We start from the raw sequence: 18,383 nt of genomic DNA, 5'->3' as shown, positions 1-18,383 counted from the left end.
CACTCCCAATCAACTTCCCGTTACCGCTCCCGTGAGCGCTCACGTTACCGCTCACGGAACCTGATTCCAACCAGAAGGCATCCGCCTCCAGGTGTCAACGTCGACCCGCCTGCCGACCCTCGCCAGGCGTTCTCTGGAACGGAAGATATGAGCAGCACAGTCACTCGCACCCGCCTCGCCGCCGCGGCCGCCACAGCGGGCATCGTCGTACTCGCCGGATGCTCCTCGTCCGGTTCGTCGGACAAGGCGTCCGCCTCGTCCTGCGCGCCGGCGAAGGGCAAGGTCACCCTCCAGTACTGGAACACCGTCCCGGGCATGGACAAGGTCGTCGCCCTGTGGAACACGAAGCACCCGGACGTCCAGGTCCAGATGAAGAACATCTCCAACGACCAGTACGGGCTCATCGGCAACGCCCTCAAGGCGGGCAAGGCGCCCGACCTCGCCCAGGTCGGCTATGACGAGCTTCCCAACCTGCGCACGCAGAGCGCCTTCGTGGACGCCTCCGCCTGCAAGGCGGCCACCGCGGCCGAGTCGAAGTTCGTGCCGTGGACCTGGTCGCAGGCCAGTTTCGGCGGCACCGGTGTGTTCGCCATGCCGCAGGACACCGGCCCGATGGCCCTGTTCGTACGCACCGACCTCTTCAAGAAGTACAACGTCGCCGTCCCCACGACCTGGGACGAGTACGCGACGGCCGCCCAGAAGCTGCACAAGGCGGACCCGAACCTCGACATGACGTTCTTCGACCCGAACAACGCCGAGTGGTTCAACGGGCTCCTCTGGCAGAACGACGCCAAGATGTACGGCTACTCCGGCGACAAGTGGCAGGTCACCGTCGAGTCGGAGCAGAGCAAGCAGGTCGCCGACTACTGGCAGAAGCTGATCTCCGAGAAGGTCGTGCGCACCGACCTCGCCAACGGGTCGACGCAGATGTACGCGGCGTACCAGAAGGACCAGATCGCCAGCTATGTCGGTGCCGCCTGGGGGTACAGCGGGTTCCGCGACAACCTGCCCAAGCAGGCCGGGAAGTGGTCGATCGTCCCGATGCCGACCTGGGGCACGAGCGGCGGCTCCGGTGACTGGGGCGGTTCGACCGTCGCGTTCATGAAGGGCAGCAAGCACCTGTACGAGTCGGTCGAGTTCAACACCTGGCTGAACACCGACCCGGAGGCGCTGGCGCTGGAGAACAAGCTGGGCGGCCTCTATCCGGCGGCCAACGCCGGCCTGGACCTTCCCGCGCTGAAGCAGGGCGTGCCGTACTACAACAACCAGAAGATCTTCGACGTCTTCGCCGCCTCGTCCAAGAAGATCGACACCAGCTTCGCCTGGGGCCCCACGCAGAAGACGGTGAACCTGGCGCTCCAGGACGCGATGGCCAAGGCCGCGGCCGGGAAGGGCACGCTCAGCGACGCGCTCGCGGCCGCCCAGGCCGCCGCGCTGAAGTCGATGAAGGACCAGGCGATCCCGGCTACGGCGGGTAAGTGACCGCGGTATGACCGATCTTGCGAACCGCGCGTCCGGCGCGGTGACCATGCCCGGGGGCCGTCGCCGCCGCCTCAACGGCGGCGGCCCCCGGGCGGGCACCATCGCCGCCTTCGTCACCCCGTTCTTCCTGCCGTTCCTGCTGTTCTACCTGGTGCCGGTCGGCTACGCGCTCTGGCAGAGCGTCCGCGTCGTGCGCCGCAGCGGAGGGCAGTACGGGACCTCGTACACGACCTTCGGCGGCTTCGAGCAGTACGTGAAGGTGTTCGAGAACACCGAGTTCTGGTCCAGCATCGGCCGCATCGGGCTGTTCGGCATCGTGCAGGTGCCCGTCATGCTCTTCGTCGCCCTGACCATCGCGCTGCTCCTCGACACGCCCCTGCTGAAGGCCAAGGGGTTCTTCCGCATCACCGCGTTCATGCCGTACGCGGTGCCCGGTGTCATCGCCGCGATCATGTGGTCGTACCTCTACTCGCCCCAGCTCAGCCCCGTCGTGGACCTGCTGAACGCCATCGGACTGCACCCCGACTTCCTCGGACCCGGTGCCGTCCTGTGGTCGACCGCGAACGTCTCCACCTGGCTGTGGACCGGCTACAACATGCTGATCATGTTCTCGGCGCTCCAGTCGATCCCGCAGGAGCTGTACGAGGCCGCGAAGATCGACGGTGCGAACAACTGGACCATCGCCTGGCGGGTCAAGGTACCGATCATCGCCCCGTCGATCGTCCTGACCACGGTGTTCTCGATCATCGGCACACTCCAGCTGTACGCCGAACCGGCCGTGCTGCGGCAGATCTCCTCGAACATCTCCAGCACGTTCACCCCGAACATGCTCGCCTACACGGTGGCCTCCGGGAACAACTACCAGCAGGCCGCGGCCATCTCCGTCGTCATCGCCGTCATCACCTTCGTCTTGAGCTTCGGGTTCATGCGACTGACCTCGAAGAAGGCGGGACTGTGAGCAACAGCGACAACACCTCCATGATCCGCGAGAGCCGCGTCAGCCGTACGGCCGCCATGGCCCTGATGCTGCTGCTGACCATCTACTTCCTGCTGCCGGTCTACTTCCTGATCGTCGCGTCGACCAAGCCGCAGGGCGACCTCGCCTCCACCAACGGGCTGGCGTTCTCGCACTTCAACCTGTTCGACAACCTGCATGTCCTGTTCACCCGCAGCGACGGCATCTTCGGCCGCTGGATCCTCAACACCGTGATCTACGCGGTGCTGGGCGCGGCCGTCGGCACCCTGATCTCGGCGCTGTGCGGCTACGCCCTCGCCAAGTTCCGGTTCCGCGGCCGGGAGTTCCTGTTCTCCGTCATCCTCGGCGGCGTCCTGGTCCCCACCACCGCGCTCGCCCTGCCGCTGTTCCTGCTGTTCTCGGCGACGGGCCTGGTCAACACCTATCTCGCGGTCTTCCTGCCCAGCATCGTCAGCCCGTTCGGCGTCTATCTCGCGCGCATCTTCGCGAACGCGTCCGTGCCGCAGGAGCTGATCGAGTCGGCGCGGCTGGACGGCGCGGGCGAGTTCCGCACCTTCTTCTCGGTGGGGTTCCGGCTGATGACACCGGCCCTGGTGACCATCTTCCTGTTCCAGTTCGTGGCCATCTGGAACAACTTCTTCCTGCCGATGGTGATGCTCCAGAAGGAGTCCCTCTTCCCGATCACGCTCGGCCTGTACGAGTGGAACGGCCAGACCGCCCGGGCTCCCCTGCTGCAGCAGTCCATCATCACCGGCTCGCTGGTGTCGATCGTGCCCGTGATCATCGTGTTCATCCTGCTCCAGCGCTTCTGGCGGACCGGCCTCGCCGCCGGCTCGCTCAAGTGACCCCCACACAGAAGGTGTTCCGCGTCATGCCCGACTCCGCCGTCTTCGTGCCCCACTTCCACTGGGACCGGGAGTGGTACGAGCCGTTCCAGGTGTTCCGGCACCGCCTCGTCACCGCCCTCGACACCGTGCTGGCGACCGCCGACGCCGACCCGGACTTCCGGTTCACCGTCGACGGGCAGATGGCCGCGGTCGAGGACTACCTGGAGATGCGCCCGGAGAACCGCGACCGGGTCGCCGCCCTGGTCCGCGAGGGCCGGCTGGCCGTCGGGCCCTGGCTGATCCTGCTCGACGAGTTCCTCTGCTCCGGCGAGACCATCGTCCGCAACCTCCAGATGGGATGGGCGGCCGCGGAGCGCCTCGGCGGGGCCATGCCCATCGGCTATCTCCCGGACATGTTCGGCCACGTCGCGCAGATGCCGCAGATCCTGGCCCGCGCCGGCATCGAGCACGCCGCCCTGTGGCGCGGAGTGCCCGGCTCGGTCGACGGCCACGCCTTCCGCTGGCGCGCCCCCGACGGCTCCGAGGTCCGCACCGAGTTCCTCTTCGACGGGTACGACAACGGACTCGACGTCCTGCTGGTACCGGACCGGATCCGGGAGGCGCTCGCCGAGTACGCCGAACTGACCGCCGGGCGCTGGGGCGGCGACCCGCTCCTGGCCATGGCCGGCACCGACCACAACGCGCCCGACCCGAAACTGGGGGAGTGGCTGCGGCGGGCCTCCGGCGAGCAGCGGCCGATCACCGTCGGCACGCTCGACGAGTACCTCCGCAAGCACGTACGGGACGCGGTGACCACCGTCGTCACCGGTGAACTGCGCAGCCACGTCCGGGGCAACATCCTGCCGGGCGTGCTGTCCGTGCGGCTCGGGCTCAAGCAGCGGATGGCCCTCGCCGAGCGGACCGTCGACCACGCCGAGCGGATGAACGCCCTGTGGTCCCGGCGCGACGAGTCGCACTTCCTCGCCCTCGCCTGGCACAAGATCATCGAGTCGACCGCCCATGACTCGGTGGTCGGCTCCGGTACCGACGAGACCTGCGACCAGGTCGCCGCCCGCCTCGCCGAGGCCGCGCAGACCGCCCGGGCCGTCCGGGACGCGGCCCTCGCCGAGCCCGCCGCCCTGGTCCCGAGCGACGGTCACCTGGTCGCCAACCCGCTGCCCGTACCCCGTACCGCACTGGTCGAGGTGGACGTCGTGGCCGCACCGGAGGGGCGCACGCTGGTCGCGACCACCGCCGACGGCTCGGCACACCCCGTCCAGCTGGTCTCCGAGGCCCCGACCGTCCTCAGCGACGAGCGGCTCGACGCCTCGCAGCTCGAACGCGTGCTGCGCCGGATCCACCGCCGCGAGCTGTTCGGCCTGCTGATCGACCGCTACGAACTCACCCCGAACTCCCTGGTCTTCCACCTCGCCGAGGCACCGGACGGTCCCTTCGACCTGATGACCCTGCGCGGCGAGGTCGCCGCCGCCGCGGCCGCGCACCCGGGGGAGTGGCGGGTGCGGACGCTGGCCCAGGCCCGGGCCACCGCGCTGGTGGCCGTGCCCGTGCCCGCCTGCGGACTGGCCGCCTTCCGGGTCGAGCCGGCCGACCGGCCCGCCGCCCCGGCGCTGCGGCTGGTCACGGCGACGCCCGGCCGGCTCTCCAACGGCCTGGTCGAGGTCACGGTGGCCGCCGACGGCACCCTGGAGGTGACCGGGCCCGACGGCACCGTCCTGTCCGGAGTCGGCCGCCTCGTCGACGGCGGCGACCGGGGCGACAGCTACAACTACGCCCCTCCGGCGCACGACGTCCTCGTCTCCGAGCCGGCCCGGGTCGGCGTCGAACTCCTCGACCAGGGTCCGCTGCGGGCCCGGCTGCGCGTCACCCGCGTCTACGACTGGCCGGCCGCGCTCAGCGTGGACGACCGGGACCGGCGGGACGGCCGTACCGTCCCGACCCCCGTGGACATGGTGGTGGAGGTCCGCGCGGGCGAGCCGTTCGTCCGGATCTCCACCGCGTTCCTCAACCAGAGCGCCGACCACCGGCTGCGCTTCCACGTGCCGCTGCCCGTGCCGGTCGGCGCCTCCGCGTCGGCCGGGCAGTTCGCCGTCACCGAGCGCGGACTGACCGCCGAGGGCGGCTGGGGCGAGTACCCCCTGCCGACCTTCCCCGCGAGCTCCTTCGTGGCGGCGGGCCCGGCCACCGTCCTGCTCGACCACTCCGCCGAGTACGAACTCGTCGACGACGGCTCCGCACTCGCCCTCACCCTGCTCCGCGCCATCGGCTCGATCAGCGTCAACCTCCACCCCCTGCGCGACGAACCCGCGGCGAGCGAGATCCCCGTCCCGGGCGCGCAGGACCTGGGCATGCGCATCGAGAACCGGTTCGCCGTGCTGCCCTGGGCGAGCGGCTGGCAGGGCGCGAACGCGGTCGCGCTCGCCGAGGAGTTCCGGGCCGACGTCCTGGTCGCCCGCGGGACCGCGCCCGGCGGCGCCCCGCTGCCCCCGGACGCGACCGGTGTGCAGGTCGACGGCCGGGACGTCCAGGTGTCCGCCATCCGCCGGGTCACCGACCCGGAGCACGGGTCCGGCACCGAGGTCCGGCTGGCCGCGCTGCGGGACACCGCGTCGACCGTCCGGGTGACCGGCGCCTTCACCGAGGCCACGACCGTCGACCTGCTCGGCCGGCCGATCGCCGCGGAGACGGTCACGGGGGACGGGCTCGAACTCGCCCTCGGCTCCTGGGAGATCCGCACCGTCGTCCTCCGCTAGCGGCACAACACCCCCCAAAACCAAGAAAGTTGTGAACTCTTGCCCTCCGAGCACTCCGCGTACGTATCGGACACCGCCCCGTGGCGTGGCGCCCTGCGCCCGGCCCGCTCGTGGCTGCACTCCGACGCCCCCGCCCTCTCGCTGAACGGAAACTGGCGCTTCAGGCTGTCGCCGACGGCGGCCGTGGCCGAGGAGTTCGCGGCCGAGGACTTCGACGACCACGGCTGGGACGGCATCCCGGTGCCCGCGCACTGGGTGCTGGAGGGCGACGGCGCCTACGGCCGGCCGATCTACACGAACATCCAGTTCCCGTTCCCGATCGACCCGCCGCACGTCCCCGACGAGAACCCCACCGGCGACTACCGCCGCCACTTCGGCCTCCCCGACGGCTGGTCGGACGCCGAGCGGGTGCTGCTGCGCTTCGACGGCGTGGAGTCGCTGTTCAAGGTGTGGGTGAACGGCGTCGAGATCGGCAGCGCCAGCGGCAGCCGGCTCGCCCACGAGTTCGACGTGACGTCCGCGGTCCGCCCCGGTGACAACGTCGTCGCCGTCCGGGTGCACCAGTGGTCGGCGGCCAGCTACCTGGAGGACCAGGACCAGTGGTGGCTGCCGGGCATCTTCCGGGACGTCACCCTGCTGGCCCGCCCGGCCGGGGGCGTCGAGGACGTCTGGCTGCGCACCGGCTACGCCGACGGGCACGGCCGGATCGACCCCGAGATCACCGCCGCCGACGCCGCCTTCCCCGTCACCCTGCGCATCCCCGAACTGGGCGTCGAGCGGGTCTGGGAGACGGCGGCCGACGTGACGCCGCTCGACATCCCGGGCGTGCAGCCGTGGTCGGCCGAGGAGCCCCGGCTGTACGACGTCACCGTGTCCTCGGCCGCCGAGAGCATCGCCCTGCGGGTGGGCTTCCGCACCGTCGAGATACGCGGTGACCGCTTCCTGGTCAACGGCCGCCGGGTCGTCTTCCACGGCATGAACCGGCACGAGGCCCACCCCGAGCGCGGCCGGGTCTTCGACGAGGCGCACGCCCGCGAGGACCTGGCCCGCATGAAGCGGTTCAACGTGAACGCCATCCGCACCAGCCACTACCCGCCGCACCCCCGGCTGCTCGACCTCGCCGACGAACTCGGTTTCTGGGTCGTCCTCGAATGCGACCTGGAGACCCACGGCTTCGACAACGTCGGCTGGACCGGCAACCCGACCGACGACCCGGCCTGGCGCGCGGCCTGCCTCGACCGCATCGAGCGCACCGTCGAACGGGACAAGAACCACCCCGGCGTCGTGCTGTGGTCGCTCGGCAACGAGGCCGGGACCGGCGCCAACCTCGCCGCCATGTCGGCCTGGGTGCACGCCCGCGACCCCGAGCGTCCCGTGCACTACGAGGGCGACTACACCGGCGACTACACCGACGTCTACTCGCGCATGTACGCGACCGTGACGGAGACCGAGCAGATCGGCACGGACGGCTCCCGCGCCCCGCTGCTGGGCTGCACCCCCGCCCAGGGCGCCCGGCAGCGCACCAGGCCGTTCCTGCTGTGCGAGTACGCCCACGCGATGGGCAACGGACCCGGCGCCCTCGACCAGTACGAGGAACTGGTCCACCGTCACCCCCGGCTGCACGGCGGCTTCGTCTGGGAGTGGCGCGACCACGGCATCCTGGCCAGGACCCCGGAGGGAACGCCGTACTACGCCTACGGCGGCGACTTCGGCGAGGTCGTGCACGACGGCAACTTCGTCATGGACGGCATGGTGCTGAGCGACGACGTGCCGACGCCCGGACTCCACGAGTTCAAGGCGGTCGTGCAGCCGATCCGCTTCGCATTCGACGGCGACCGGCTCTCGATCACCAACCTGCGGCACTCCGCCGACACCTCCGACCTGCGCTTCAGGTGGCGCGTCGAGCACGACGGCACCCTCGTGGCGTCCGGGGACCTGAAGGTCCCGGCGGTGGCCGCGGGCGAGTCGGGGCAGGTGCCGCTGCCGCCGGTCCCGGTCGCCCCGGACGCCGAGACCTGGCTGACGGTCGAGGCGGTGCTGGCGGCCGAGACGGCCTGGGCGCCCGCGGGACACGAGATCGCCACCGCCCAGCAGGACCGTTCGGAACGGCGGCCGGTGCCCGCCGTGCGGCGCCGGACCGGCTGGCGGCCGGACGAGGGCACCCTGACCCTCGGCATCGCCGAGTTCACCGGCGGCTCCCTCACCCGCCTCGCCGGACGCGCCGTGACCGGTCCGCGACTGGAGCTGTTCCGGGCGCCCACCGACAACGACGAGGGCACCTCCGACCGGCTGGAGGGCAGCGACGCCAGTCTCGCCGAGGTGTCCAGCGCCGACCTGTGGCGCCGCGACGGACTCGACCGGCTGACCGCACGGCGCATCGGCGTGGAGCGGACCGCGGACGCCCTGCGCACCGTCGACCGGGTCTCCGCCGCGCACTCCGCGCTGTCGGTGACGGTGGAGACCGTGTGGTCTCTCGAGGACGGCGAGCTGGAACTGCGCGTGGAGATCGAGCCCGCGCGCGGCTGGACGACGGTGTGGCCGCGCATCGGGGTGCGCTTCGAACTGCCCGACGGGACGGCCCCCGTGGACGGCGCCGACTGGTTCGGCCTGGGCCCGCACGAGTCCTACCCGGACAGCCTCCGCGCGGCCCGCACCGGCCGCTTCTCCGCCGCCGTCGCGGACCTCGCGGCCGGCTACGCACGCCCCCAGGAGACCGGCCACCGCTCCCGGCTCCGCCGCCTCACCCTGACCAGCGCCGACACCGGGGTACTGCACCTCACGGCGCTCCCCGACACCCAGGGACGGCGCCCCGGCTTCACCCTGGCCCGGCACACCCCCCAGCAGCTCGCCCGGGCCGCCCACCCCTACGAACTCCCGGAGTCCACCACCAGCCACCTCATCATCGACGCGGCCCAGCACGGACTCGGCTCCCGGGCCTGCGGACCGGACGTGTGGCCCGAGTTCGCGCTGCGCCCCGAGGCCCGCACGATCAGGCTGCGCGTGACCGGGGGCCAGGTACCGCCCGCCGTCTGACGCTGTCCCGAACGGGGGCTCCGGCAGCGGTGTTTGACATCCGCCGAGAGTGCGAATGAAAATTCATTCACACTCTTGGCGGATGCGCCGGACGACAGGGACGGAAGCCCCATGCGATATGACGGAAAGACCGCACTGATCACCGGGGCGTCCTCGGGCATCGGCGCCGCGTTCGCCCGCGAACTGGCCGCGCGCGGATGCCACTGCGTCCTGGTCGCCCGCCGCAAGGACCGGCTGGACGAACTGGCCGCCGAGCTGACGCACCGCCACGGCGTCACCGTGGACGTGCTCCCCGCGGACCTCTCCCTGCCCGACGCCGCCACGCGGATCCGGGCGGCGACGGACGCCCTCGGGCGTCAGGTGGACGTGCTCGTCAACAACGCCGGCTTCGCCACCTACGGCAGATACGACACCATCGACCCCGGCCTCGACCACGATGTGGTGATGGTCAACGCGGCCGCCGTCGCCGACCTCGTCCATGCCTACCTTCCGGACATGCTGGAGCGGCGTGCGGGCGTCGTCGTCAACGTCTCCTCGGCCGGAGCCTTCCAGCCCATGCCGTACCAGGCCGTCTACGCGGCCACCAAGGCGTTCGTGCAGTCCTTCAGTGAGGCGCTCTGGGCCGAGACCCGTGGGCGCGGCGTCCGGGTCACCGCCTGCTGCCCGTCGGCCACCGACACCGAGTACTTCGACGTGCTGGGCAACGAGGACGAGGCGCGGTTCGGTCCCAAGAGGTCACCCCGGAGCGTGGTGACCGCCGCCCTGCGCGCCGTCGACCGGCGCCGGCCGCTCGTCGTGGTCGGCGTCCCCTGGAAGATCACGGCCTTCACCCCGCGTCTGCTGCCCCGCGGCCTCATGGCCAGGTTCGGCGAACGGCTCCTGCGCCCGCGCTCGTCCGGGGCCTGAGCGGCCACCGGCCTCCTCGCCGCCGCCCACCCCGGGCGGGTGGACCCGGTACGCCCGGACGCCACGGACACGGCCGAGGCCGAGCCCGCCGCACGGGACCGGGGTGTGCGACGGGCCGTCGCGGCCCGGGAGAAGCGCACCCGGGCCGTCGGCTCCGCCTAGCCGGCCCCGACCGCCGGCTCCGTCACCCACCCCGCCGCCAGCACCAGCCGCGTCTCCCGGTGCACGGCGAGGAAGCCGAACGGGCGGTCGAAGGTGGCCCGGACGACGGTCGACTCGTGCCGGTACTGCGGCGGGCCGCCGCCCGGCGCCGCCAGTACGGCCGTCACCGCGGCGGCCCGGAAGCCCAGCGGCCCGAACTCCGCGACCGCGGACTGCCCGGCCGCCCCGATGGCCAGCGGCGCGGCGCTGATGCCGGGAAAGTGCCCCTCGCGGGCGTCGGCCGCCGTGGAGAGCCCGAACAGACCGTGCAGTTGCAGCAGATCGTGGTCCGCGCGCACCTCGAAACCGACGGTCGTCACATCGAGTTGCACGGAGTCCGGGGTGGCCGACGGCAGCCGCTCCACGGCCACCCCCGGACCCGCCTGCCCGTAGGGGAGCTGGCCGCCGGTGGTCACCGGCAGGGCGCGCTCCAGGACGCCGATGCCGGTGTGCAGCACCTGCCCGGGCGCCATCCCCTCCTCGCCGAGCAGCAGATGCACGTCGAGGGAGTTGCCGCCCAGGACCTTCAGCGTGGTGACGTGCCCGTCCGGGCCCGCGGTCACCCCGATCCGGTCCGTGCGGACACTGCTGCGGTGCAGACCGGCCAGGGTGCGGCCCTGCCACGGCCCGGAACCGGGCCGCAGCACGGTCTCCCGGAACGGCTGGCGCCAGTCCGTGTGCAGGGCCAGCGCGGTCGCGAGCACCATCCGGGCGCCCTCGGTGAGCTTGACCGGCATCCGCTCGACCAGCCCCTCGGTGCGCTTGGCCGCCCACGCGTCCAGCGCCTCCTGGGAGGCCGCGGGGTCGGCGCCGAGCGCCCCGTGCGCGTCGGCGGGCAGCCCGGCCGCCCACTGCTCGCGCAGCTCCAGCGCACGGTCGGTCCACAGTCCCAGGGCCGCCCCGACACCGTGCATCGAGGCGAGCCCGCCGAGTAACTCCCGTGCACCGGCCGCCGCTTGGTCCGCTTGCAGCCCCACGGCCCGGGTCAGTTCGTCCCGGGCGGGGCCCGCGGCGCCGTCGGCGAGGAAGGCCAGCAGGGGCCAGACACCGGCGGCCGAGAAGACCGTGCCCTGTCTGGTCCGCTGCGCCCAGCGTGCGGTGAGCGCGTTGACGGCGCTGACGGTGTCGTTCATCGGTCGTCCTTCCAGGAGTACTCGGGGAAGGGCAGGGGATCCCCGACCCGGCCCGCCGCGGGGGCGAGACGGGAGTGCCGGCGCGGGGCCAGGAAGCCGAAGCGGCCGCCCAGCGCGCGGTCGGCGCGTTCACCGCGCGCACGACCGCTCTCCCCACCCTCATTCCGCCCCCGCTCACGGCGCGCTTACGATGCGCGCAGTCGTACGTCAGTTCAGCTGTCCGTTTCACGCGGCCAGACGCCCCCTCAGGAGCAAGGTACCGGTGTCCATACCTCCGCCTCCCGGCCCCCAGCAGCCACAAGGGCCGTACCAGCCGCCCCAGACGGGCCTGCCGCAGTACCCGCAGTATCCGCAGGGACCGTACGGACAGCAGCCGCCCTACCCCTCGCCGTACCAGCCCTGGGGCCAGGGCTACAGCCCCTACGCCGTCCCGGCGCCCGTCAACGGCCTCGCCATCGCCTCCCTCGTGCTCGGCCTGCTGTGCTGTCTGCCGGGCGTGGGACTGGTGCTGGGACTGGTCGCGCTGAGCCAGATCCGCAAGCGCGGTGAGCGCGGCACGGCGATGGCGGTCGTCGGCTCGGTGTTCTCCGGGATCGGGCTGGCCCTGTGGGTGCTGCTGCTCGCCACCGGCGGCGCGGCCAGCTTCTGGGAGGGCGTCAAGGAGGGCGCGAACGACCGCTCCAGCCTCTCGCTGTCCACCGGCGACTGCTTCGACACCCCGGACCACTCGCTCGACGACGACCTGATCACCGACGTCACGCACGTCGCCTGCGACGGTGAGCACGACGGCGAGGTCTTCGGCACCTACGACCTCAAGGGCACCGGCTACCCGGGCGACGACGCGGTCGGCGGCTCCGCGGACCAACGCTGCTACGCCCTGGAGGAGACCTACTCCTTCGACGTCTGGGCGGTCCCCGACGACGTCGCCGTGTACTACTTCACGCCCAGCGAGGACAGTTGGACGGCCGGGGACCGCAGTGTCGTCTGCGCCTTCGGCAGCGCCACGAAGGGTGACAGGCTCACCAGCTCGTACCACGAGAGCGCCGACTCCTACGCCCCCGAACAGGTCGCCTACCTCAAGGCCGCGCACGTCCTGAACGCCGCCCTGGACACCGCGCCGGACTCCGACTACATCGAGGACGACCTGCCCGGGAACAAGGCGTGGGCGGGCCGGGTGGCCACGGCGCTCGGCAAGCAGTCGGCGATGCTGCGCTCGTACGAGTGGACCGCGGACACGAAGCAGCCGGTCCTCGCCCTGGCCGCCGACCTCGACAAGGCGCGCGCCGAGTGGGCGAAGGCCGCGAAGGCGCCGGACGTCGATACCTTCTACGCGCCTTACGAGAAGGGGACCAAGCTGATCGACCCGCACCGCACGGTGACCGTACGCAAAGCTCTGGGCCTCGCCACCGTCCCGCCCGCGTACGACGACGGAAGCGGCGACTCCGGCAGCGGAGGAAGTGGCTCCGGTATGCAGGTGTGACCGTGGCTATAGCGGGGAGAAAGTGCCTGCGTAAAGCCTTCCCTGGCCGTATGTCATCACATCGAGTGATTCTCTGGCCTTTGCTTGCATGGCACAACCCACGGTTGCCAGGCTGTTGCTGTCTGTACAACCTGATGGGAGCGGCCAGTGACTTTCGGTGAGCAGCCGGCGTATCTGCGTGTCGCGGGTGATCTCCGTAAGAAGATCGTCGACGGTTCGCTGCCCCCTCACACCCGGCTCCCCTCCCAGGCCCGCATCCGCGAGGAGTACGGCGTCTCCGACACCGTCGCCCTGGAGGCCCGCAAGGTGCTGATGGCCGAGGGGCTGGTCGAGGGCCGCTCCGGCTCCGGGACCTATGTGCGCGAGCGGCCCGTGCCCCGGCGGTTGGCCCGCTCCGGGTTCCGCCCGGTCGGCGGCGCCACCCCGTTCCGGCAGGAGCAGTCCGACGCGGCCGCGCGCGGCACCTGGGAGTCGCGCAGCGAGCAGGCCGAGGCCGGTGCCGTGATCGCCGACCGGCTGGGCATCCACGTCGGCGACCGTGTGATGCGCACCCGGTACCTGTTCCGGGACGCGGGTGAGCCGATGATGCTCTCCACCTCCTGGGAACCCCTCGCGGTCACCGGCCGCACGCCCGTGATGCTGCCCGAGGAGGGCCCCCTCGGCGGCATGGGCGTGGTCGAGCGGATGCGGGCCATCGACGTCATCGTGGACAACGTCACCGAGGAGGTCGGCGCCCGCCCCGGCCTGGCCGAGGAACTGCTCACCCTGGGCGGTGTCCCCGGTCATGTCGTCCTGGTGATCCAGCGGACGTACTACGCCTCCGGCCGCCCGGTGGAGACCGCGGACGTCGTCATCCCGGCCGACCGGTACCGCGCCGCGTACCACCTCCCCGTGAAGTAGCGCACACCCTTGCGATAGTTGACGTCTCGACGGTCTCTGTCAGGGCCTGGGCCCGGCCGCTATGATCTGGCCGTTCTCGCAGGTGGTCCCGGCTCTCCCCGGTATGCCTCCGACTGGAAGTGACGGGTGCGCGAACGGCGCGTTCGTCATCGCGCGCCCCCACCGTTCTGGCTGGTTGCGTACCTCTTTGTGAAAAGCCGTATTCGCTGCGTAAAGGTTAGGCGTACGCTCGGGCATATGCGGAGTGCGGTTTCCTTAGCGGGGCGGGGATGGGCGGGAGCCGGGAGAAACGGAGGGGCGCGATGACGGAAGGCACGGTCTCTCTCCCCTGGCTCGTCATACGGCAGGACGACAACGGCAATCGCTACCGCGTCGGCCGGTACGCGACCCGGGCCGAGGCGCAGAAGATCGCCGACAGTCTCGACGACCGCGGACACAAGCAGCTCTACTGGGTCGAACGCATCGGCCTCGGCAACGGCAGCGGGGACGCCGGCAGGCGCAACTGACCCTCCATCGCCTCCCGTAGGCTCCGGACCATGAGCGAACGGATCGTGGTGGTCGGAGCCGCGCTGCTCGACGCCGGCCGCCTGCTCGCGGCCCGCCGCAGCGCACCCCCGGAGCTGGCCGGCCGCTGGGAACTGCCCGGCGGCAAGGTCGAGCCCGGCGAGACCCCCGAACAGGCCCTGGTGCGCGAACTGCGCGAGGAACTGGGCGTGGAGGCGGAGCCGCTGACGCGGGTGCCGGGGGAGTGGCCGTTGCGCGAGCCGTACGTCCTCCAGGCCTGGACGGCCGCCCTGCGCCCGGGTTCCCCCGCCCCGAAGCCCCTCCAGGACCACGACGAGCTGAGGTGGCTGACCCCGGACGAACTCTGGGACGTGAACTGGCTCGACCAGGACGTGCCGGCGGTACGTGAGGTGGCCGCGTTGGCGGGTTGGCGGGGGCAGGGGCGAAGCCCCGCTCCCGTCAGGGGCGCGGGGAACTGCGCGACAAGCCCACGCGGCGCCGCACCCGCCCGGCAACCGCACCCCCCGAGCTCGTAGGCGCACGGGCCACTCTCGTACGCCGTTCGAGCCACAGTGCGCCCTCCCATGCGGTACTGCATCCCGGTAACCGGGTATGTGCCCATTAACCCCACGAAACCGGACATGGGTGGGCTCGCGGCCAGCGATGCGACTGGGAAGTGATCGGTGTGATCGACACCGAAGGTGACACCGCCGATTGGACCTTTCCCGCGGAACCGGGCGCCGTGCGCACCGCCCGGACCGCGGTCCGTGACCAACTGACCGGCTGGGGTCTCGACGGCCTCGCCGACATCGCCGCCCTGCTGGTCAGCGAGCTGGTCACCAACTCGCTCCGGCACGCCACCGGCCCCATCGGCGTCCGCCTGGTCCGCCCCGCCGGCCTCGGCGACACCCTCCGTGTGGAGGTCTCCGACCCGCTCCCGGACCCGCCGCGCGAGCGCGCCGCCAGCCCCGACGACGAGAGCGGCCGCGGTCTCCAGCTGGTCGCCGGGTCCTCGCGCAGTTGGGGTACCCGGCCCGGCGACACCGGGAAGACGGTCTGGTTCGAGCTGGCGGTACCCGGCCGGGCGGGGTGAACGGGGTGTACACGCAGCGCTACGACGTCCACTCGCCGGAGTGGCCGGGGAATGGGTGCCGGAGTACGTGATTCGACGGCGTGTTCCCTGGTTAGAAGACTGGAAGTGTTGTCACGGTCCGGTCCGGAAATCGTCGGGACCGTGCTGTGATCGTGAACACCGTGTCAGGCGGCGCCGTAGTGCTGGATACTGCGGGCAGCCGCCCCCGGTGACCGGTGCCGGGTGCGGTGAGCTGGAGGGGACGGTTCGCGTGAGCGAGATACCAGCTAAGGCCACGGAGTCCGAGGACCCGTCGGACGGTGCGAGGGCGGGGACGGCGGAGACAGCCGCGGCCCTGGGCGACGCCATGTGGCAGAGCAGCCCACCCGGCTCGATCTACGACTACATCAAGGTCGCCTCGTTCTCCATCGGCGCCGGCGGGCTGGTCGACCAGTGGAGCCTGCGCGCCGAGCAGATCTTCGGCATCCCCGCGGAGCGCGCCGTCGGCATGGATCCGATCGAGGCGTTCATAGACCCGGACCTGCGCGAGCGCGGCCAGCGGAAGATGGCGGAGATCCTGGACGGGCGGGAGTGGACCGGTGTGGTCCCGTTCCGGATGCCCGACACGGCGGACGGCGAGCGCGGTGAGGAGGGCCTCGCCGAGGTCTACGTCATGCCCACCCGCACCGCCGAGGGCGAGAACGCGGCCGTGTGCATAGTGGTCGACGTCCGCACCCTGCGCAGCATCGAGACCGACCTCGCCGCCTCGCAGTCGATATTCGGTCAATCTCCGTTCGGCTTCCTGCTGATCGATCCCGACCTGCGGATCCGCCGTGCCAACGTGCGGTTCTCCTCCATCTTCGGCGGCAGCCCCGACGACCACCGCGGCAAGGGCGTCCACGACTACCTGCCGCGTTCCGAGGCCGAGCGGGTCGCGGCCACCTTGCGCCGGGTCCTGGAGACCGGCAACTCCATCACGGACATGCACGTCACGGGGTTCGTGCCGGGCTCCGAGGAGCGCCGGCACTGGTCCATCAACCTCTACCGGGTGCACAGCGGCACCGGCCGCCCCATCGGCATCGCCTGGCTCGGCCTGGACATCACCGCCCGCCGCGCCGCCGCCCGCGAGGCCGCCGCGGCCCGGCGGAATCTCGCCCTCCTCAACGAGGCTGGCGCCCGCATCGGCAACTCCCTCGACCTGGAGACCACCGCCCGCGAACTCCTCGACGTGGTCGTCCCCGGCTTCTGCGACCTCGCCACCGTCGACCTCTACCAGGGTCTGCTGGCGGGCGACGAGCGGCCGCCCGGACTCTCCGACGGCAGCGCGGAGCTGCGCCGGGTCGCCTTCGCCAGCGCGGTCTCCGACGCGCCCTTCGTGGGCGGCGGCGCCCCGGTCGCCGTCGGCGCGGTCCACCACTACCCCTTCAACTCGCCCTGTGCGGACGCCCTGCGCACCGCCCGCCCGCAGCATGTGCCGGCCGAGGAGGGCGGCCTCGTCCAGTCCACCCTCGCCGTCCCGATGGTCGCCCACGACACGGTCGTCGGCCTCGCCCAGTTCGCCCGCACCAAGGGCAGCGAGCCGTTCGGCGACCGCGACCGGGACCTCGCCGTCGAACTGGCGGCCCGCGCGGCCGTCTGCATCGACAACGCGCGCCTGTACCGCCGTGAGCACGAACGCGCGTTGATACTGCAACGGTCCCTGCTCCCGCCCGGCGACCCCGAGGCGTCCGGCCTGGACATCGCGTGCCGCTACCTGCCCGGCAACGCGGCCACCGAGGTCGGCGGCGACTGGTTCGACGTCATCGAACTCCCCGGCCACCGCACGGCGCTGGTGGTCGGCGACGTGATGGGCCGAGGGCTGCGCGCGGCGGTCGCGATGGGCGAACTGCGCACGGCGGTCCGTACGCTGGCCCTGCTCGACCTCGAACCCGCCGAGGTCCTCTCGGCGCTGGACGAGATCGCGCGCGGCCTCGGCACCCCCGGCGGGGTCCAGCAGGCCACCCGCACGGCCCGCCAGCCCCGCGACGCCGACCTCTCCGAGGTCTACCTCGCGACCTGCGTGTACGCCGTCTACGACTCCGTCACCAGGCGCTGTACGTTCGCCAACGCCGGCCATCTGCCGCCGGTTCTCGTCGAGCCCGGCGAGGACGCCCTGATGCTGGACGTGCCGCCCGGCATGCCGCTCGGCGTCGGCGGCGAGCCTTTCGAGGAGGTCGAGGTCGAACTCCCCGAGGGCGCGCTGCTCGCCCTCTACACGGACGGCCTGGTCGAATCCCGCGACCATCCCCTCGACGAGGGGCTCCAGGCGTTCGTCGGGGCGCTCACGGACCCCTCCCAACCCCTCGAGGACGTCTGCGACCACGTCCTGAACACCCTCGACACGCACCACGGCGAGGACGACATCGCGTTGCTGATGGCACGTGTACAGGGGCTGCCGGCCGAGTCGGTCGGCGACTGGACGCTGCCGCGCGAGCCGCGCAGTGTGGGCCGCGCCCGTGAGTACGCGCGCGGCCAGCTGCTCAGCTGGGACCTGGAGCCGCTGGTCGACACGGCGGAGCTGCTGGTCAGCGAGCTGGTCACCAACGCGCTGCGGTACGGCGAGGGGGAGATAAGGCTCCGTCTCCTCCTCGACCGCACCCTGGTGTGCGAGGTGTGGGACTCCGGCCTGGTCCAGCCGAGGCGCCGGCGGGCCCGCGACACGGACGAGGGCGGGCGGGGGCTCCAACTCGTCGGGCTGCTGAGCGCGGCGTGGGGCTCCCGCCGGACGCCGCGTGGGAAGACCGTGTGGTTCGAACTCCCCCTGCCCGACGGCGAAACGGGCCTGACAGACCCAGCGGAGGCGCTGCTCAGCCTGTTCTGACAGGGGCGACACCGGCCGTGCCACGAGTGCGACCCCGTCGCGGCCGTTCGCGCAGTTCCCCGCGCCCCTGGTGGGGGTGCGGCCGTTTTGCCCCGTGCGGCGCCGTCGTGGTTGTGCGCGCGGTTCTCCGCGCGTCTGGTGGGGGTGCGGCCGGTTCGCTCCGTGCGGGGCCGTCGTGGTTGCTCGCGCAGTTCCCCGCGCCCCTTTCAGGGGCGGTACGGCTGACGCCCCTGAAAGG

At 71.8% G+C, this 18,383-nt stretch carries 14 protein-coding genes; 13 read left to right on the top strand and 1 reads right to left on the bottom strand.

The genetic code is table 11. The features are described from left to right. Window positions 1-147: 147 nt before the first annotated feature. From ACFWXC_RS15895 to ACFWXC_RS15865, 7 genes are all read left to right on the top strand, one after another. Entirely contained in the window at window positions 148-1,482 is a 1,335-nt protein-coding gene (locus tag ACFWXC_RS15895; protein WP_384478987.1) for an ABC transporter substrate-binding protein, read from the top strand. Window positions 1,483-1,489: 7 nt separating this feature from the next. Next, window positions 1,490-2,440 carry a carbohydrate ABC transporter permease gene (locus ACFWXC_RS15890; RefSeq protein ID WP_384478985.1) on the top strand — a complete coding sequence of 317 codons (951 nt, stop codon included), beginning with the start codon at window positions 1,490-1,492 and terminating at the stop codon, window positions 2,438-2,440. 20 nt (window positions 2,441-2,460) lie between these two features. Next, window positions 2,461-3,303, top strand: a complete 843-nt coding sequence (locus ACFWXC_RS15885; protein ID WP_384479312.1) for a carbohydrate ABC transporter permease — start codon at window positions 2,461-2,463, stop codon at window positions 3,301-3,303. Between the two features lie 26 nt (window positions 3,304-3,329). Continuing rightward, window positions 3,330-6,056: an alpha-mannosidase gene (locus tag ACFWXC_RS15880; protein WP_384478983.1), complete on the top strand. Its 2,727-nt coding sequence runs from the start codon at window positions 3,330-3,332 to the stop codon at window positions 6,054-6,056. Between the two features lie 39 nt (window positions 6,057-6,095). Beyond that, a complete protein-coding gene (locus ACFWXC_RS15875; protein WP_384478981.1) occupies window positions 6,096-9,089 on the top strand; it encodes a glycoside hydrolase family 2 TIM barrel-domain containing protein in 2,994 nt (997 codons plus the stop codon). 111 nt (window positions 9,090-9,200) lie between these two features. Then, window positions 9,201-9,995, top strand: coding sequence for an SDR family NAD(P)-dependent oxidoreductase (locus ACFWXC_RS15870; RefSeq protein WP_384478979.1), 795 nt, complete (start codon window positions 9,201-9,203; stop codon window positions 9,993-9,995). A 39-nt stretch (window positions 9,996-10,034) separates the two neighbouring features. Continuing rightward, window positions 10,035-10,157: a hypothetical protein gene (locus ACFWXC_RS15865; RefSeq protein WP_384478977.1), complete on the top strand. Its 123-nt coding sequence runs from the start codon at window positions 10,035-10,037 to the stop codon at window positions 10,155-10,157. On the opposite strand, the gene ACFWXC_RS15860 is transcribed toward ACFWXC_RS15865, so the two are convergent. Further along, on the bottom strand, window positions 10,154-11,329 hold the full coding sequence (locus ACFWXC_RS15860) for a serpin family protein (RefSeq protein WP_384478975.1): 1,176 nt from the start codon (window positions 11,327-11,329) through the stop codon (window positions 10,154-10,156). The genes ACFWXC_RS15865 and ACFWXC_RS15860 overlap by 4 nt on opposite strands. Window positions 11,330-11,591: 262 nt before the next feature. Here ACFWXC_RS15860 and ACFWXC_RS15855 point away from each other — a divergent pair, with 262 nt between their 5' ends. The 6 genes from ACFWXC_RS15855 to ACFWXC_RS15830 all read left to right on the top strand — a co-directional run bounded on the left by ACFWXC_RS15855 (window position 11,592) and on the right by ACFWXC_RS15830 (window position 18,145). After that, window positions 11,592-12,809: a DUF4190 domain-containing protein gene (locus tag ACFWXC_RS15855; protein WP_384478973.1), complete on the top strand. Its 1,218-nt coding sequence runs from the start codon at window positions 11,592-11,594 to the stop codon at window positions 12,807-12,809. Between the two features lie 147 nt (window positions 12,810-12,956). Continuing rightward, window positions 12,957-13,709, top strand: a complete 753-nt coding sequence (locus tag ACFWXC_RS15850; RefSeq protein ID WP_384478971.1) for a GntR family transcriptional regulator — start codon at window positions 12,957-12,959, stop codon at window positions 13,707-13,709. 302 nt (window positions 13,710-14,011) lie between these two features. Continuing rightward, entirely contained in the window at window positions 14,012-14,215 is a 204-nt protein-coding gene (locus tag ACFWXC_RS15845; protein WP_384478969.1) for an SPOR domain-containing protein, read from the top strand. A 30-nt stretch (window positions 14,216-14,245) separates the two neighbouring features. Then, on the top strand, window positions 14,246-14,749 hold the full coding sequence (locus ACFWXC_RS15840; RefSeq protein ID WP_384478967.1) for a (deoxy)nucleoside triphosphate pyrophosphohydrolase: 504 nt from the start codon (window positions 14,246-14,248) through the stop codon (window positions 14,747-14,749). A 140-nt stretch (window positions 14,750-14,889) separates the two neighbouring features. Continuing rightward, a complete protein-coding gene (locus ACFWXC_RS15835) occupies window positions 14,890-15,306 on the top strand; it encodes an ATP-binding protein (RefSeq protein ID WP_384478965.1) in 417 nt (138 codons plus the stop codon). A 250-nt stretch (window positions 15,307-15,556) separates the two neighbouring features. Continuing rightward, complete coding sequence (locus ACFWXC_RS15830; protein ID WP_384478963.1) at window positions 15,557-18,145, top strand: SpoIIE family protein phosphatase; 2,589 nt, start codon at window positions 15,557-15,559, stop codon at window positions 18,143-18,145. The last annotated feature ends 238 nt before the right edge of the window (window positions 18,146-18,383 follow it).

The organism is Streptomyces sp. NPDC058683 (assembly GCF_042716195.1).
In the GTDB taxonomy this organism is placed as follows: Bacteria; Actinomycetota; Actinomycetes; order Streptomycetales; family Streptomycetaceae; genus Streptomyces.
This window is presented reverse-complemented; position numbering and strand designations above follow the sequence as displayed.

Bases quoted from the DNA above. Each gene is read 5' to 3' on its own strand.
- ACFWXC_RS15895 (WP_384478987.1), top strand. From the start codon at position 148: ATGAGCAGCACAGTCACTCGCACCCGCCTCGCCGCCGCGGCCGCCACA.
- ACFWXC_RS15890 (WP_384478985.1), top strand. From the start codon at position 1,490: ATGACCGATCTTGCGAACCGCGCGTCCGGCGCGGTGACCATGCCCGGG.
- ACFWXC_RS15885 (WP_384479312.1), top strand. From the start codon at position 2,461: ATGATCCGCGAGAGCCGCGTCAGCCGTACGGCCGCCATGGCCCTGATG.
- ACFWXC_RS15880 (WP_384478983.1), top strand. From the start codon at position 3,330: ATGCCCGACTCCGCCGTCTTCGTGCCCCACTTCCACTGGGACCGGGAG.
- ACFWXC_RS15870 (WP_384478979.1), top strand. From the start codon at position 9,201: ATGCGATATGACGGAAAGACCGCACTGATCACCGGGGCGTCCTCGGGC.
- ACFWXC_RS15860 (WP_384478975.1), bottom strand. From the start codon at position 11,329: ATGAACGACACCGTCAGCGCCGTCAACGCGCTCACCGCACGCTGGGCG.
- ACFWXC_RS15845 (WP_384478969.1), top strand. From the start codon at position 14,012: ATGACGGAAGGCACGGTCTCTCTCCCCTGGCTCGTCATACGGCAGGAC.
- ACFWXC_RS15840 (WP_384478967.1), top strand. From the start codon at position 14,246: ATGAGCGAACGGATCGTGGTGGTCGGAGCCGCGCTGCTCGACGCCGGC.